The organism is Allomuricauda sp. XS_ASV26, from assembly GCF_041224615.1.
Taxonomy (GTDB): Bacteria; Bacteroidota; Bacteroidia; order Flavobacteriales; family Flavobacteriaceae; genus Flagellimonas; species Flagellimonas alginolytica.
This window is the reverse complement of the sequence record NZ_JBGFGK010000030.1, coordinates 439976-454183: the sequence shown is the minus strand read 5'-3', so window position 1 is coordinate 454183 and position 14208 is coordinate 439976. Positions and strand designations below refer to the sequence as shown.

General features: G+C 39.2%; 12 protein-coding genes. 5 read left to right on the top strand and 7 right to left on the bottom strand.

What is annotated here, in order from left to right; genetic code table 11:
• Window positions 1-8: 8 nt before the first annotated feature.
• Together AB9K32_RS07145 and AB9K32_RS07140 are read right to left on the bottom strand one after the other, a co-directional pair.
• Window positions 9-461 (bottom strand): DoxX family protein, encoded by a 453-nt coding sequence (locus tag AB9K32_RS07145; RefSeq protein ID WP_252080066.1) that lies wholly within the window; start codon window positions 459-461, stop codon window positions 9-11.
• A gap of 62 nt (window positions 462-523) precedes the next feature.
• Window positions 524-1090 (bottom strand): Crp/Fnr family transcriptional regulator, encoded by a 567-nt coding sequence (locus AB9K32_RS07140; RefSeq protein ID WP_369884782.1) that lies wholly within the window; start codon window positions 1088-1090, stop codon window positions 524-526.
• Window positions 1091-1445: 355 nt separating this feature from the next.
• Here AB9K32_RS07140 and AB9K32_RS07135 point away from each other — a divergent pair, with 355 nt between their 5' ends.
• The 3 genes from AB9K32_RS07135 to AB9K32_RS07125 all read left to right on the top strand — a co-directional run bounded on the left by AB9K32_RS07135 (window position 1446) and on the right by AB9K32_RS07125 (window position 5484).
• The gene (locus tag AB9K32_RS07135; protein WP_338195841.1) at window positions 1446-1679 is read left to right on the top strand and encodes a hypothetical protein; all 234 of its coding nucleotides are present in this window, start codon (window positions 1446-1448) and stop codon (window positions 1677-1679) included.
• A gap of 149 nt (window positions 1680-1828) precedes the next feature.
• On the top strand, window positions 1829-4732 hold the full coding sequence (locus AB9K32_RS07130; RefSeq protein WP_369884781.1) for a histidine kinase: 2904 nt from the start codon (window positions 1829-1831) through the stop codon (window positions 4730-4732).
• On the top strand, window positions 4732-5484 hold the full coding sequence (locus AB9K32_RS07125) for a LytTR family DNA-binding domain-containing protein (RefSeq protein WP_293299172.1): 753 nt from the start codon (window positions 4732-4734) through the stop codon (window positions 5482-5484). Before AB9K32_RS07130 ends, AB9K32_RS07125 begins: the two co-directional genes overlap by 1 nt.
• A gap of 52 nt (window positions 5485-5536) precedes the next feature.
• Here AB9K32_RS07125 and AB9K32_RS07120 read toward each other — a convergent pair whose 3' ends face one another.
• Window positions 5537-6715 (bottom strand): hypothetical protein, encoded by a 1179-nt coding sequence (locus AB9K32_RS07120; RefSeq protein ID WP_369884780.1) that lies wholly within the window; start codon window positions 6713-6715, stop codon window positions 5537-5539.
• 207 nt (window positions 6716-6922) lie between these two features.
• On the opposite strand from AB9K32_RS07120, the gene AB9K32_RS07115 reads away from it, so the two are divergent.
• Complete coding sequence (locus AB9K32_RS07115; RefSeq protein ID WP_369884779.1) at window positions 6923-8584, top strand: cadherin repeat domain-containing protein; 1662 nt, start codon at window positions 6923-6925, stop codon at window positions 8582-8584.
• Window positions 8585-8650: 66 nt separating this feature from the next.
• On the opposite strand, the gene AB9K32_RS07110 is transcribed toward AB9K32_RS07115, so the two are convergent.
• The 4 genes from AB9K32_RS07110 to AB9K32_RS07095 form a co-directional block, all read right to left on the bottom strand.
• Window positions 8651-10540 carry a monovalent cation:proton antiporter-2 (CPA2) family protein gene (locus tag AB9K32_RS07110; protein ID WP_369884778.1) on the bottom strand — a complete coding sequence of 630 codons (1890 nt, stop codon included), beginning with the start codon at window positions 10538-10540 and terminating at the stop codon, window positions 8651-8653.
• Window positions 10537-11142: an NAD(P)H-dependent oxidoreductase gene (locus AB9K32_RS07105; protein WP_369884777.1), complete on the bottom strand. Its 606-nt coding sequence runs from the start codon at window positions 11140-11142 to the stop codon at window positions 10537-10539. The genes AB9K32_RS07110 and AB9K32_RS07105 overlap by 4 nt, the downstream gene beginning before the upstream one ends.
• A 106-nt stretch (window positions 11143-11248) precedes the next feature.
• A complete protein-coding gene (locus tag AB9K32_RS07100) occupies window positions 11249-11665 on the bottom strand; it encodes a response regulator (RefSeq protein WP_224836524.1) in 417 nt (138 codons plus the stop codon).
• Between the two features lies 1 nt (window position 11666).
• The gene (locus AB9K32_RS07095; RefSeq protein WP_369884776.1) at window positions 11667-13472 is read right to left on the bottom strand and encodes an ATP-binding protein; all 1806 of its coding nucleotides are present in this window, start codon (window positions 13470-13472) and stop codon (window positions 11667-11669) included.
• 325 nt (window positions 13473-13797) lie between these two features.
• On the opposite strand from AB9K32_RS07095, the gene AB9K32_RS07090 reads away from it, so the two are divergent.
• Window positions 13798-14199: a response regulator gene (locus tag AB9K32_RS07090; protein WP_224836526.1), complete on the top strand. Its 402-nt coding sequence runs from the start codon at window positions 13798-13800 to the stop codon at window positions 14197-14199.
• Window positions 14200-14208 lie beyond the last annotated feature (9 nt).

Sequence of the window (14208 nt, the reverse complement as noted above, 5' to 3'; positions counted from 1 at the left end):
ATAAAAGGTTATATTTTAATTGTACTCATATAGGTCCAAATAATAAACAGCAATTGTAAAGGAATTCGAAACCACAGATAAGATAACCCATTACCGTCCAATGTGGCATTTTGATAGTCCACTTTGTTCAAAGCGGCAACAATATTGGCAGGCAACATCAGTATCAGAAAAATAATAAGGGCCCAACCAGATATATGCTTAACACGGGGAACAAGAAGACCTATCGCTAGTATAATCTCAAATATTCCGGTTAAGTGAACAAAGGTTTCTTTGTAGGGAATAAACTTGGGTATCATCATGGACATACCTTTGGTAAATGCAAAATGACCAATTGCTGTAAACACGAGCATTATGGACATCGCAATTCTACCCGATAATTTAAAATCATATGTCCTGTTTGTGATTTTGATGATCAATAAAGAGATCGTAAAGCTGAATAAAAGAACAATCAATGGTTTCATAAGAGTATAAATCAATAAAGCACAAAGGTCTGGAACACAGATGTAAAAAAAATGAACCCAAGTTAAGTAATGCGTTTTCGTATTCTGCTCAATGCCTGAGGCGTAACGCCAATGTAGGAAGCAATATATTTTAGGGGTATTTGACGTAATAACCGAGGCCTTCCCATGAATAGGTCCAGATATCTTTCCTCTGCGGATTTGCTTAGAAATGAGAGTTCTCTTTTTGATTTTATCAAAAACATATTTTCGGCCATTCTTCTTCCAATAATATTTCCGTTTTCTGTTTTATCATATACCTCTTGTAGGTCTTTGTGGGAAATCTGCCATAAAACGGACTCTGTCAACGTTTCCATTTCGTATTCGGAAGGAGTTTGGGTCAAAAAGGAATCGTAAGCGGTAACAAATTCGTTTTCGAATAAAAAACCGAAAGTTACATCCGATTCCTCTGTTGGAATATAAAGGCGGATTATCCCTTTGGAGATAAATGATAAATGCTTTTCTATTTTCCCCAACTCCAATATTGTGGAATTCTTGTCAAATTGTACTTTCTTTAATTTTGAGGAGAAAAAATCCCAGTCACCTTCGTTCATTGGGGAAATATGGTCGATATAATCTCTAATTTCGGTCATTCGATTATTTTTTAATTATGCCAGCCAAGAATCGAATCTTCCTTTTAAATGGATATCGGCAACCTCGACCAGATTCGGGTTTAACATGTATTAATGAAGTTCGTATTTTTTTGCAGGATTACCTGAACGGCACTTAGAATTTTTAAAGTACATTTCTTATTGGTATTTTTTTCATCCCGGTAAAGGGTTTTAACAAGTCTTTGTAAATAATGCTGAGGCTTAATGTTTACATTTAACGTTCGAGTTATTCGGGTGTTGGAATGTAGACTTTTGTATGACAGGTAAATTCTGGTGGAAAAAGTTTTTATAATGATGGTTTAAATATTTAAATGAAACCTAAGAATATATATGTACTATGAAAACAAAAAATATCTACACTATTTTGTTTGTGGCTATCTTAATTTTGGGCGGTTGTTATACAAATGATGATGAATTGCTGGTAGCCAAAGAAAATAGTTTTTCAAGCAAAGCTCCAGTAAATCAGTTGGAAACATTTTTGACTCCTCACTACAACCTTCTTCAAATAACCGATATAAATAAGAAAGATGAAGCTGATTTTTCAAATTTGATTATAGGCAGGGAGTTTTGACGTTTTGGTAAATTAACTTAATAACGTAACCTGTTCATTCGCAGTAAAGAAACCCCTTTATATAAAATTCAAAGTTGCTCAGCAACAAACATTGGGTATTTAGCAAAAATCATAAAATATATTCCCTAAAACATAATATGTTTGCGGTAATGAGATATCTCCTCAAACGTATTGTGTTATTTCTGTTTTTTGTCCAAGGAAACTGCAGCTTTGCGCAAGAACCCGTTACCCTACATTTAACGGAAAAGGACGGTGTTCCATGTTTGGAATGTTATACAATTATCAAAGATGGGAGCAACCTGATTTGGCTTGCCGGAAACACAGGTTTGTTCAGTTACAACGGAGAAGCTTTTACGGAACACTCCATTCCTGACCAAAAAGGGCGATCGGTTTTTAATCTTTCGGAAGATCAACAGGGCACCATATGGTGCAATAACCTGCATGGGCAAATTTTAAGGGCCCCCAAAGGTGAACAACTATCTCTTTTTATAGACCTCAATAGCCAATTAAAAGGAAATCTGGCCCAATTGCACCATGTGGACAAAAATCTCGTGGTTAGTTCTTCCCAAGGACTTTTAGTACTTGATAAATCGACCGGAAAAACCATTTTTAAATATAGTTTGGAAGTAATTCACTCTCAAGTAGTGGAGGGGGAGCTATACTTTATTGCACGAACAGGCGAAGTATATCAATTGGCGGATAATGAATTGGTACTATTGCATAAAACCAAATCTGAAAAAAGTATTAGGTACCCATACTTTTTAAAGATACATGGAGAATTGGCTATCAGTTCCATCGAAAACCAACAATTGCAGATTCAAATATTCGGACAAAGGGACCAGTTGCATAAATTTTCAGGGTTTACAGAGCTTGGCAAGGTACGAATCGCTCAGGTTACCTATTTGGAAAATGAAATATGGTTTGCTACCGATCATGGAGTATTGATCTATACCTACCAAAATGGTGATTATCATCTTAAAAATCACATTTTGGAGGAGTTTTTTGTAACCAGCGTTGCTAAGGACAATGATAGCAATTATTGGTTGACCACATTAAGGAATGGAGTTTTTCTTGTTCCGAACATAGCTTTGGCGAAGTTGAGTTTGGAATGGTTGGATGGCAGTATTTCGTCCGTGGTAAACACCAATGACCAATTGATTCTGTCCACGACCAAAGGTGAAATTGTTTTAATGGACCTAAATACCATGAAGGTGGTAGGTTCAATACGTTTGCCGGGCAAAAGTGTCATCAACAAAATCTTTTTTAATCCTTTTACCAATAGGGTAATAGTGAGTACCAACGGGGATGGCTCATATAGCTTAGATCTGGCAACAAAACGTTTGATTCCCCAAAATAGAAAGTACGATGTGAGCAAGGACCTTGTGTTTCTCAACGAACGGGAGTCCATATACTTGACCTACAATAAATCGGTTCTGTACAATAACGCGAAGAGTAAAGAAATCGACTCTATCGTGATTATGCAAAAACGGCCCTATGCCGCAGTTACAGATACTTTGACCAAGGAAACTTACATTGCGTATATAGATGAGCTCGTGCACTACGATGGTCTCTGGAACCCTACTTCTATTTATTATAGAGATCAACCCATATATGTTTCCAATTTAGCGCGAACAGCGGATGGTACCGTTTGGGGTTCCAATCCAAAACATGGGCTGCTCGGAATCAAGAACAAAAAAGTGATCAAGACATTTAACATAAAAGATGGCTTGTTGGGCACCAATATTCAGAATTTGGAGAGCGATGGATATAAGTTATGGATCAACACCCAACATGGAATTCAAGTAGTGGATACCCAAACGGGAGATATAAAAAGCATAACAGGGCGCGATGGTATGCCCAATAGTCTGGTGGATGTAGAGATTACCAAAGATCGTGTTTTCGCTGCTTCTCAAAAAGACTTGTTCATATTCGATAAAAATGTACACACCAGCTTTAAGCAAGCTCGGGTGCCGGACATGTACTTTACCCAAATCAAAATAAATAATAGGGATACAACGGTGCAGAGTACATACAGATTGCCGCACCATCTTAATGCGATTAGCTTTGGGTTCCATACCAACACCTTTAGAAGTCCTGAATTTGTTTTGTACGAATATCAATTGCAGGGTCTGGATACCACTTGGCTTACCACAAATACATCACCTGTTACCTACGAAAGTCTTCCGCCTGGTAATTTTACATTTAATATTAGACCGGTTTCCTCAAGGTTAAAAGGAGAAACACTTTCTGTAGATGTATCCATGGCCCGTCCGTTTTGGTCGACTTGGTGGTTTTTAGCAATTAGTTTTTTGGTGATCGTTATTTCCGTCGGTCTATATTTTAAACATAAAATACGAACCAAGGAAGAGGAAAAACAAAAGGAGCTGGCAAGCTTGATCAAAGATAAACGATTGACCAACCTAAAGTTGGAAAACCTAAGATCGCAGATGAATCCGCATTTTATGTTCAATGCCTTAAATTCCATACAGCTGTACATCATCAATAACGAAAAAGACTTGGCCCGAACATATTTGGTCAAGTTTTCGAGATTGATACGAATCTATTTGGAGCATGGGCAAAAAAATGAGGTAACGCTTGCCGAAGAACTAGAAGCATTAAAACTTTATTTGCAATTGGAAAAAATCCGTTTTGAGGAAAAGTTGGATTATTCCATAAAGGTTGCACCCGAAGTGGATGTGAACGGGACAAAAATTCCATCAATATTTATTCAACCCTATGTGGAAAACGCCATTAAACATGGATTGCGCAGGGCTGCCGAACAAAACAAGCTAAGTATCACCTTTGATCTAAATGATGCCCATACCGATCTGGTTTGTACCATAAAGGACAATGGAATAGGTATAAGAGCATCCGAAGAGCAAAAGAAAAGCCGCGAACACAAACCATTTGCGAACAGGGCCAACATGGAAAGGGTAGAACTGTACAATTTAAAAAGATCAAAAAAAATACAACTGGAAGTTATGGATTTAAAAGTATTGGGCCAGCAAGGTACTTTGGTGATTATTAACATTCCGCTACAAAAAAATGGATGATGAACGCAATAGTAATTGATGACGAAGAAAAGGCAAGAAACCTCCTGTCCCATTTAATTCGGGAGAATTGTCCACAGATTCAAAAATTGGATTTGGCAAAGGATTTGGAAGAGGGTGTGGCACTAATAAAAAAAGAACGGCCGCAACTGGTGTTTTTGGATATTGAGATGCCAAAAGCTTCGGGATTGGAACTATTGGAGCACTTTACAGAACCTGTGGATTTTCAGATAATATTCACCACGGCCTACAGTTCTTATGCCGTGGATGCCTTTAAGCTGAACGCCATAGACTATCTTTTAAAACCGATCGATACCGATGAACTTAAAATTGCGGTTGAAAAAGCGGAAGCTTTGGCCAATAGTGAAGCAATACACTCCAAGATCGAGCACTTACGTACATCCTTAAAGATGATCAGTCTTAACAAAATAGCCCTGGAAGTGCCCAAGGGCATCCTCTTTGTTTCGTACAACGATATTCTTTATTTTGAAGCGGATGGAATGTACACCACTGTATATATGAACAAGGAGAACAATAAGACCATTTGCAAGCCGCTTAAATTTTTTGTGGAGCAATTGGCGGACAACAACTTATTTTTTAAATGCCACAGATCGTATTTGATCAACTTAAAATATGTAGAGGAACTAATCCGTGAGGACGGTGACTTTTTGCTTATGGAGAACAAGAAAAGAATCCCTATATCCAAAAGTAAAAAAGATGAGTTCATAAGTGTGGTGAAAGAAACATTTTGGTAATAAAAAAAGCGACCGTTAGTGGTCGCTTTTTTGTAATCGATAATTGTGGGGCTTAGCTCTTGTATTTTAAGGCTTCTTCTTTTTTTACATAGTAAATGCGCTGATCGTTCATAAGCATATAACTTTTTCCATAGCTGCTGCCATTGTATTTTTGACCTATAAAAAAGCCTTCTCGCTTGTAATTTCCTTCGGGCGTTTTCATTACGGTAATCAATTTAAGTTCTCTTCGCAAGGGAACACCGGTAAGGGCATGTGTAATTATGTTCCAGTCATTGGATTGTATATAGGTATAAACGGGCTGTTCTTTCCACTTGTAGTAAGCGGCTCTTTCCTTTATAAAACGAAGGCCATCTGCCTCCAAGCTGGCATTTTTCATACCTCTGGCCGGTAGGGCGGGAGCATTGGCCAAACTTTGCTCTTCCAAGTGCATCTGCAGCATATCAAAAACCTCAACACTACGCTTTTTTACGTATTCTGGGGTTTGTAGCAAATCCTGAAGATGCGCTAAGTCCCTTCCTATTAACAAGTACTGGTCGTTGCCGATCCATTCGTTGCCATATTTTTGCCCTTTGATAGGTACAACGGGGGGCGCAACTATAAGTACGTCTTTTTCAATAGCGTAGGCACGCTTCATTTTCATGGCTTCGGGTCCTGCAAAATTTGCAAATTCGATGATAAAGGTACCTCGATCAACCAGCTCCTTATATTCTTCCAAGATTACAAAATGGTTCTTGGCCTCATCGGACAAGTGCATGGTACCATTGTAGGCCTTTGGATCATATTCCAAGGAAAAACCACCATAGGCAAACAGGGGGAATTCAGCAAAATGACTACCCACTTGGTCTAGCATTACACTAGATAAATAGTAGGTACCGGATAAGCCTTTCTCATCGGTATAATCTTTTTTATAAAGTGGCCAGGCCTTTACCTTGTTTCTGTTGTGCATAAACACGTATGGCTCCGTAATCTCATAGAGGTTGACCATTTCTTCCTGTTCTTCGGTATGGGAAGCAGGTTCATCGGCATTGGTTGTTTCCGGTGTGTTTTGGTTGGAAATACCGCTCACTGGTTTTGCGGGCGCAGCTGTTTTGGCTTCCTCCTCTTCCTTTCCGTCCAAAGTCTTGTTGAGTTCCTTTTTGGCAGCTTTCTTCAGCTTTTTCATAAACTGGGCCTCAGTGGATTGAACTCCGAATACCATCCCTGTAAGCAACAGCACATAAATTCTTTTCATATTGTTGTAGGTTTATTTTTACCACAAAGTAGGGTTCAAAACAGTACTTATTTCTACGAAACTTTCTTAAACCACCATTTTTTCTTCTAAGCAATAATTGACGATATCATTCAGAAAAAAAATCCATCCATTCAAAAAAAATAACACTGATTGCCGATGGGGCCATTCTAGTTTTGGGCTTTAAACCTTAATTAAATCAAATTAAAAATGAAGCACACCAATCTTACATTTATCTACACGTTGGCAGTAGGATCATTATTTTTTTCTTGTTCCGATGATGCCGAGGATACCGATAACCCGATACCCGAGGCGACTGTTGAAATTACTGCACAAGATGTTACCATAACCATGGATGAAGTAACCCAAATTGAAGACGGTGAATCTTTGGAACTTTCGTTGGCATCGTTGGCCGACTACATTACTGTGGAGGGCGCGGAAGGCGTTGAACCGGTATTCTCGATCAAATCGCAATCTGTTGATGGGGCCTTTGCCATTGAAGGGAACAACCTGATCCTAAACAATAAAACTATCTTGGATTTTGAAACCAACCCAGAATTTACCGCAGTTGTAACGGTGACGGTCGGGGATGAATCCAAGGATTTGAACGTAACCCTTATCTTAAACGATGTCCATGAGGCGACATGGAGCATTGGGCCAATTGAGGTAGGTATGTACGAAAACCCGGAAAACAACGAGCAATTATTGATCGTGGCCATATCAAACTATAATCCTGAGTTGGATGGGGAAGTCACGGTAACTTTAAGCGAACAAAGTCCGGCCAATGCTTTGCGCATGGATGGAAAGGCTTTACTGGTAAACGATGCCAGTCTTTTTGATTTTGAGACTAACCCTACCATTACGGCCAAGTTTACGGTTACAGATGCCAACGGGAGAACTCAAGAAAATGTGATCACCATTTCTTTGATAGATGTGGCAGAGACCAGTTGGACGGCAGAAAACACAGCCTTTACTATAGACGAACACCCCAATAGTGGTACAGTGATCGGCAATATTGCTCCCGCATTGACCGACTCCAACATTGTACTGAGCTATTCCATTTCACAAATTACACCAGATTTATTGGTGATAGATACTAACGGAGATGTAATTGTAAACTATGGTTATTTAATGGATTATGAAACAGGTGACAAGGCAGCTACGGTTACTATTACGGATAATCAGGGCAACTCACAAGACATTTTCATTGTTGTTCACCTAAACAATATACAAGAGCCGCAATGGGGCTTTAATGTTACTTCTCAAGGGAACATTACCGTGAACGAAAACCTGCCCAATGGCAATACTTTAGGTATTTTTTCGCAATACATCGTTGACTACAGGGAGGGCGTACATGGCACCTTAAGCTATTCGCTTGCCAATGAATCCGTGCCCGGGGCATTAGGTGTTACAGGGCAGGGATTTTTACAGGTTAATGATGCATCGGCATTTGATTATGAAACCAATCCAACAATCACTGCTACCTTAAAAGCTACGGATCAAAGGGGTACCACCAATAGTGTTCCCGTTACAATTACTTTAAACGATTTGGGAGAACTTACCTTAAATGATATATCCGTATTTGTTTCATCCAGCAGTAGTCCAGGTGATGTTGCGTTTACGCCGTCCGTGTTTTTGGATGGGGTTAGAATCGCCAATACTGATTTAGCAAGCGATTATGTTGTGACTTTTAGTGATTATAAAATAAACGGGCAAAATACGGCAAGTTCTATTTTGGAACTTAATAATTCCGGGCAAGTTACGTTGTTGAATGTTTTGGGATCCCAAGATAATTTTACGGCAATTATGACCGTTACCAGTGCACAGGACCAAAACATTACCGTTTCTGCCAATGTATTGGTTCGTTTTTAAGTTTTTCCATTGCACAAACAATACAAAAGCCCAAACTTTTATTTAAAAAGTTTGGGCTTTTACTTGTTATTGCTCTTTATTGGTGCTGTAGGATATCCGCATTTGTTCAGTGTCCCAATGTCCGTCGTTGCCCATAATCCCTCTTTTGAGGTCGTCCTCCAAGACTTTTTCCTGTTGCGCCATGGATTCTCTGGCTTGGAAAATATAATCTTTATCGATTTTGGGCAATTGTGACTGGCGCTTTAGCAGTTCTACATCCATTTTGATGAAATTCTGGGCCTGCCTGTGCAAAGTATGTTTTCTAAAACCTAATTGACTTAGAACATCGCTGGCCATCTTTACCGAGGTATCCAAGGATTCACGATATATATTTTCTACCCCAAGGTTCAATAATTTAAAGGCATCGTAACGGTTTTTGGCCCTAACGATCAATTGTACATTTGGGTGTTTGTGCTTTACAAGTTCTACCAGTTTTAACGTGGTATCCGGGTTGTCTATGGCACTTATCAACATATCGGCTTGTCCTATTCCGGCAGATTCCAATAGGTCGATGCGTGTTGCGTCTCCATAATAGACCTCAAACCCCATTCTTCTTAAAAAATCCACCCTGTTCGAATCGGAATCCAAAATAGTGGCCTCAACGCCATGTGCTCTTAAAAACCTTCCAATGGTACTGCCAAAATGTCCAAAACCGACCAAAATGATCTTACTGTTTTTGGCGATATGGTCAATTGGTCGTTTCTCGGATTCCTTGGTGCCCACTTTTGGAAGGACCAAACGTTCGTTTACCATGCTCAAAATAGGGGTGAGTGTCATGGTCAATGCTGTAATAACCAGCATTATATCCATCATTTCTTTACTTAAAATATCCAATTGGAAGGCAAACGAGAGCAAAACAAAGGCAAATTCACCAATTTGTGCAAGCCCAACGGTCAATAACAATCGTTGATCCAATTTTAACTTAAAGACTGCACCTACTATAAAAAGGACCAAGGCTTTTAAAACTATAATGGCCAATAAGAACCCGCCGACGGTTCCTGGGTTTTCTTGGATTACCATAAAGTTTATGGAAGCACCTACGGCCATAAAAAATAATCCCAATAACAAATCCTTAAAGGGTTCCAGAGTGCTTTCGAGTTCGTGTTTAAACTCACTGGTCGCCAAGACCACTCCGCCCAAAAAAGCGCCTAGTGCCGGGCTAAGACCTACAAATTCCATTAAAAAGGATATGCCCGTTACGATCAAAAGGGCAGAGGCGGTCAATAACTCCCTTACCCTTGCAGTGGCCACTTTACGCAAAAGGGGAACAATCAAATACCTACCGGCAACAACGATCATTGCCACCGAAAGGATAATGGCGAGGGTCTGTAGTCCCAATGGCAAATTCTCCAATAAATTGGCACTGCCGGAATGAGTGTCCGTGGCAGCTCCGCTGGCATTATTGGACAATAATGGAAGGACACCCAACATAAAGATGACGATGATATCCTGAAAGAGAAGGATGGAAAAGGAGGATGTTCCGTAAGTGGTTTGGAACAGTCCCTTTTCTTTTAGGGTCTGCAAAGTAATGGCCGTGGATGATAGTGCAACGGCCATGGAAACGGTCAGGGCCACTTTCCATTCGTAACCTACCCAGGTAAAAAACAGATATGATAGCGCAGTGGTAGCCAAAACTTGTAATCCGCCCAAGCCCAAAATGGTCTTTCGCATCTTCCAAAAGTTTTTGGGTTCTATTTCTAGGCCGATCAAAAAAAGCATCATTACCACACCGAACTCGGCAAAATGAAGGATGTCGTCACCTTCTTCACCAACAAATCCCAAAAGAAATGGGCCAATAAGAACCCCGGCCAATAAATATCCCAAAACCGAACTTAGGCCAAGTCGCTTGGCGATAGGCACGCAAATAACCGCTCCGGCAAGAAACACAATGGCTTGAAAAAGTATACTTCCGGTCATAAGGAATTCAGATTTTTTGGTTTAGGGATGTTGTTTAGTAAGGAGCTGTCTTTTTTATTCTCCAAAAGTGAATCGTTCAATAAAGACCTGACCAGATCGGCATATTGGCTGGCATATGTGTTTAAATCGCTTTCCGATAGGTAATGGGTTCCCATAACCGCGAACGGGGGCAAGTATTCCATGCTACAAAGTCTGGCGGTCTGTTCAAAAGGGCGTAAAAACTCATTGACCGTGTACATGTTGGATCCTTGAGCGCAATAGACTTCCTGAGTGCCTCCTGTGGTAATGGCATTCAGACATTTTTTGCCCTGCAGGGCGTTTCCTTTTGGACCATAGGCCCAATTGAACTCCAGTACGAGGTCTATCCATTGCTTGAGCAAGGGTGGGCAACTGTACCAATAAAACGGATGGTGCCAAATAATGATGTCGTGGTTGTTCAAAATTTCTTTTTCCTTTTCCACATCGATCAGAAAATCTGGATAGTTTTCGTACAGATCGTTGAAGGTTACTCCTGGAATATCCTTGACTTGATCTACAAGGGCCTTGTTGGCCTTGGAAGCCTCGAACTTTGGGTGTGCGAATAATATCAATACTTTGGACATACCGCAAAAATAAGCCTAACCAACCAAAGATGACTATATTCGGGTTAATGGTCTGGTATTTTTAATATTTAAATATTATAAAATAAAAAGGGCGGTATTGTTTATGTTACTCCAAAGAGGTATTGAACACCTCGGTCAATATATCTTTTAATTTGTCTTCGTAAATGGGCTTTACAACATAGCCAGTAATCTCTTCAAACTCTTTGGCTTTTTTAATATCGTCTTCACTGTTGGAGGAAGTAACCATGAATATCTTTACTTTTTGGTCTTCCAGTTTTGGCTTTATTTTCTTGAATTCCGATAGAAAACCCCAACCATCCAAATAAGGCATATTGATATCCAAAAGGATAACTTCTGGCAAGTTGACGTTTTCACTTAAACATAAATGCACATATTCCAGCGCCTGTTCACCATCCGTAAAGCTGTTTACGATCAGATCATCAGACAAGCTGTTCAATAGTTTTTTTGTGACGAACAAATAAATCTCGTCATCATCTACCAATAAAATACTCGACTTTTTCATATTAGCTAAATTTTATTTTAAACGTTGTACCAACACCTTCTTCACTCTCTATTTCGATTGTGGCGTTCATGGCCTCCAATTGCGATTTTACTATAAATAGGCCCATACCTTTGCCAGAAACATTACGGTGGAACCTTTTATAAAGCTTGAACATACTATCTCGATGGCGGTCCATATTTATACCGAGCCCGTTATCCCGAACATACAGAACCTTTTGGTTGTTCTCCCATACTGATTCTACAATAAAATGGGATTCGGCATTAGGTTTTCTGTATTTAATGGCATTGGACAACAAATTCTGAAAAATACTCTTCATGTAAAACTTGGAGCATTTAAGAGAGTGCCAGGCGTCCAGTTTATATATGGTCTTAAAGTTGCTGGCCTCGCGGTCCAAAAGGGTTTCAACAAAATCGTTTTCAACATCCTTGAGCAACAACAACAAGTTTACGTTCTCAATTTTAAGCTTTTTATTACTCAATATGGAAACGTAGGTGTGTACATCTTCGGTAAGGGTTTTAATGCTCTCGGAAATGGATCTAAGTTTTGGAAAAAATTCGTCAAAAGATTTTTGATCTTTGGATTTACTTAATAAATCCACCACAATGGACATACTGCTCACCGGTGATTTAAGATTATGTGCCACCACATAGTTGAACTCTTCCAATTGCTGGTTGCGCAACCACAATTTGTTGTTTACTTTTTTGAGCAATAAGTTGGTTGCCTCAAGTTGCACCTTGCCCTTGGCCAATGCATTGTTCTTTTCTTCCAGTTGGACGATAAAATCCAACCGTTCTTTTTGTAGTTGTACATAGTACCATGCGACAAAAAATGCAACTATGGCCGTTAAAATGTTCATAAGTACCAAATTCTTATTGACAACAGATTGTCTGGCATCTATATAAGATTCCGGGACCTCCTGGATGATGGCCCAGTCGTTATCCGTTACAATGTTGGAAGCTTGCTCATAACGGTTCATGCCAACATCTTTTTCAAAACCGATATTCACATTTTTATATAACCAAAGGCTTCCGTTTTCTACAAATACGGTATCTGTTTTAAAAATTAGGCTTTTTAACTCGATTTTTTTCCTGATTATGGAATCCACCTTGCTCATTTTGGCTTGATGGGGAAGAATACTCTTGGAAGCATTGGTTGTGAGAACATTTTTTTGACCATCGATCAAATAAAAGTTGTCTTCGGATAGTCTTGTGTTGATCAAATTAAAAACCTTGGTCATGTTAAAATTGATGACCGCCAATCCTACTTGTTCTTGATTGGTATCAAAAATTGGGGTTACCCCACGAATAACAGGCTTATGGGGTAATTCTAGAATGCCATATTCTCTATTAAGGTCTATGGAAGAAATATAGATCTGTCCTTTTTTAAGCGACAGACCTTTTTGAAAATAATCACGATCTACCTTGCGTTGCAATGGCTTGGGTTTCAGGGTGTATTTGTCAATCCGTTCGTAACGTAAAATCTCGTTCCCATGTAAATCTAAAAATCGTAGTTGGTCGTAAGGATCGTAACCTTGCATAATCCTTATGTATTCTTCGATAAATTTGGTGTCCACCTTATTGCTGTCCAAAGAACCGACGGGTATGGACACATTGGCCCAGTAGGAGGTAATATCTATAAGGACTTCACATTGATCTAATATTTGATAGTTCTTTTTACCGATATCCTTTTGCTGTATCGCCACCAAATTATCAATCAAATTTTGTTTTGCCCAATGCGACCAAACAAGCGAGAAAATCAATAAGGGGATGTACAGTGCCGCAATAACCTTCAAAATTCTACTCCACATAAAGAAAAGTTCCGATTTGATAAATTAAAACACTATTTGTAGGGGGATACATATATAAATCTACAAAATTATTCTGTATTACATATATTGATCGTTGTAATGCATTTGATAACAAAAATTAATCGATCAAGGACTTTCATCCCAATGTGTACAGGGATTGCCGACCTATTCAAATTTGATGGAACACCAAAATTGGTGGGATTTCCAATTACATTCGTCGACACATATTTACCATTCGTCTACAGTAAATGAGTGTTTAATCGCTCTTGAAGATCAAATCTCAGGATAATTGACTTATTTTGACCATCACTTAAATTCCATAACAATGCACATCTTATTCATTGAGGACGACGCTATCGAAACCATGAAGTTTCAGCGAACCCTTTCCAAATTGGAAACCAAGCATACCTTGATCGAAGCTAAAAACGGTGAAGAAGCGTTGGAATATTTGGAGTCTGGCAAATCCTTGCCGGATATTATTTTACTGGATCTGAACATGCCCCGAATGAACGGAATCGAATTCTTGGGCATATTAAAAGAACATAAAAAAATAAAATACTTGCCCACAATAGTGCTTACCACATCCGAAAACCGGGACGATCTATTGGAATGTTACAAAATAGGTATTGCAGGTTATATTATAAAACCCCTCAAATACGAGGATTATGAAACCAAAATACGAAACGTTCTGGAGTATTGGAACATCAACGAACTGGTCAAAGCCTAGTTAAAAACG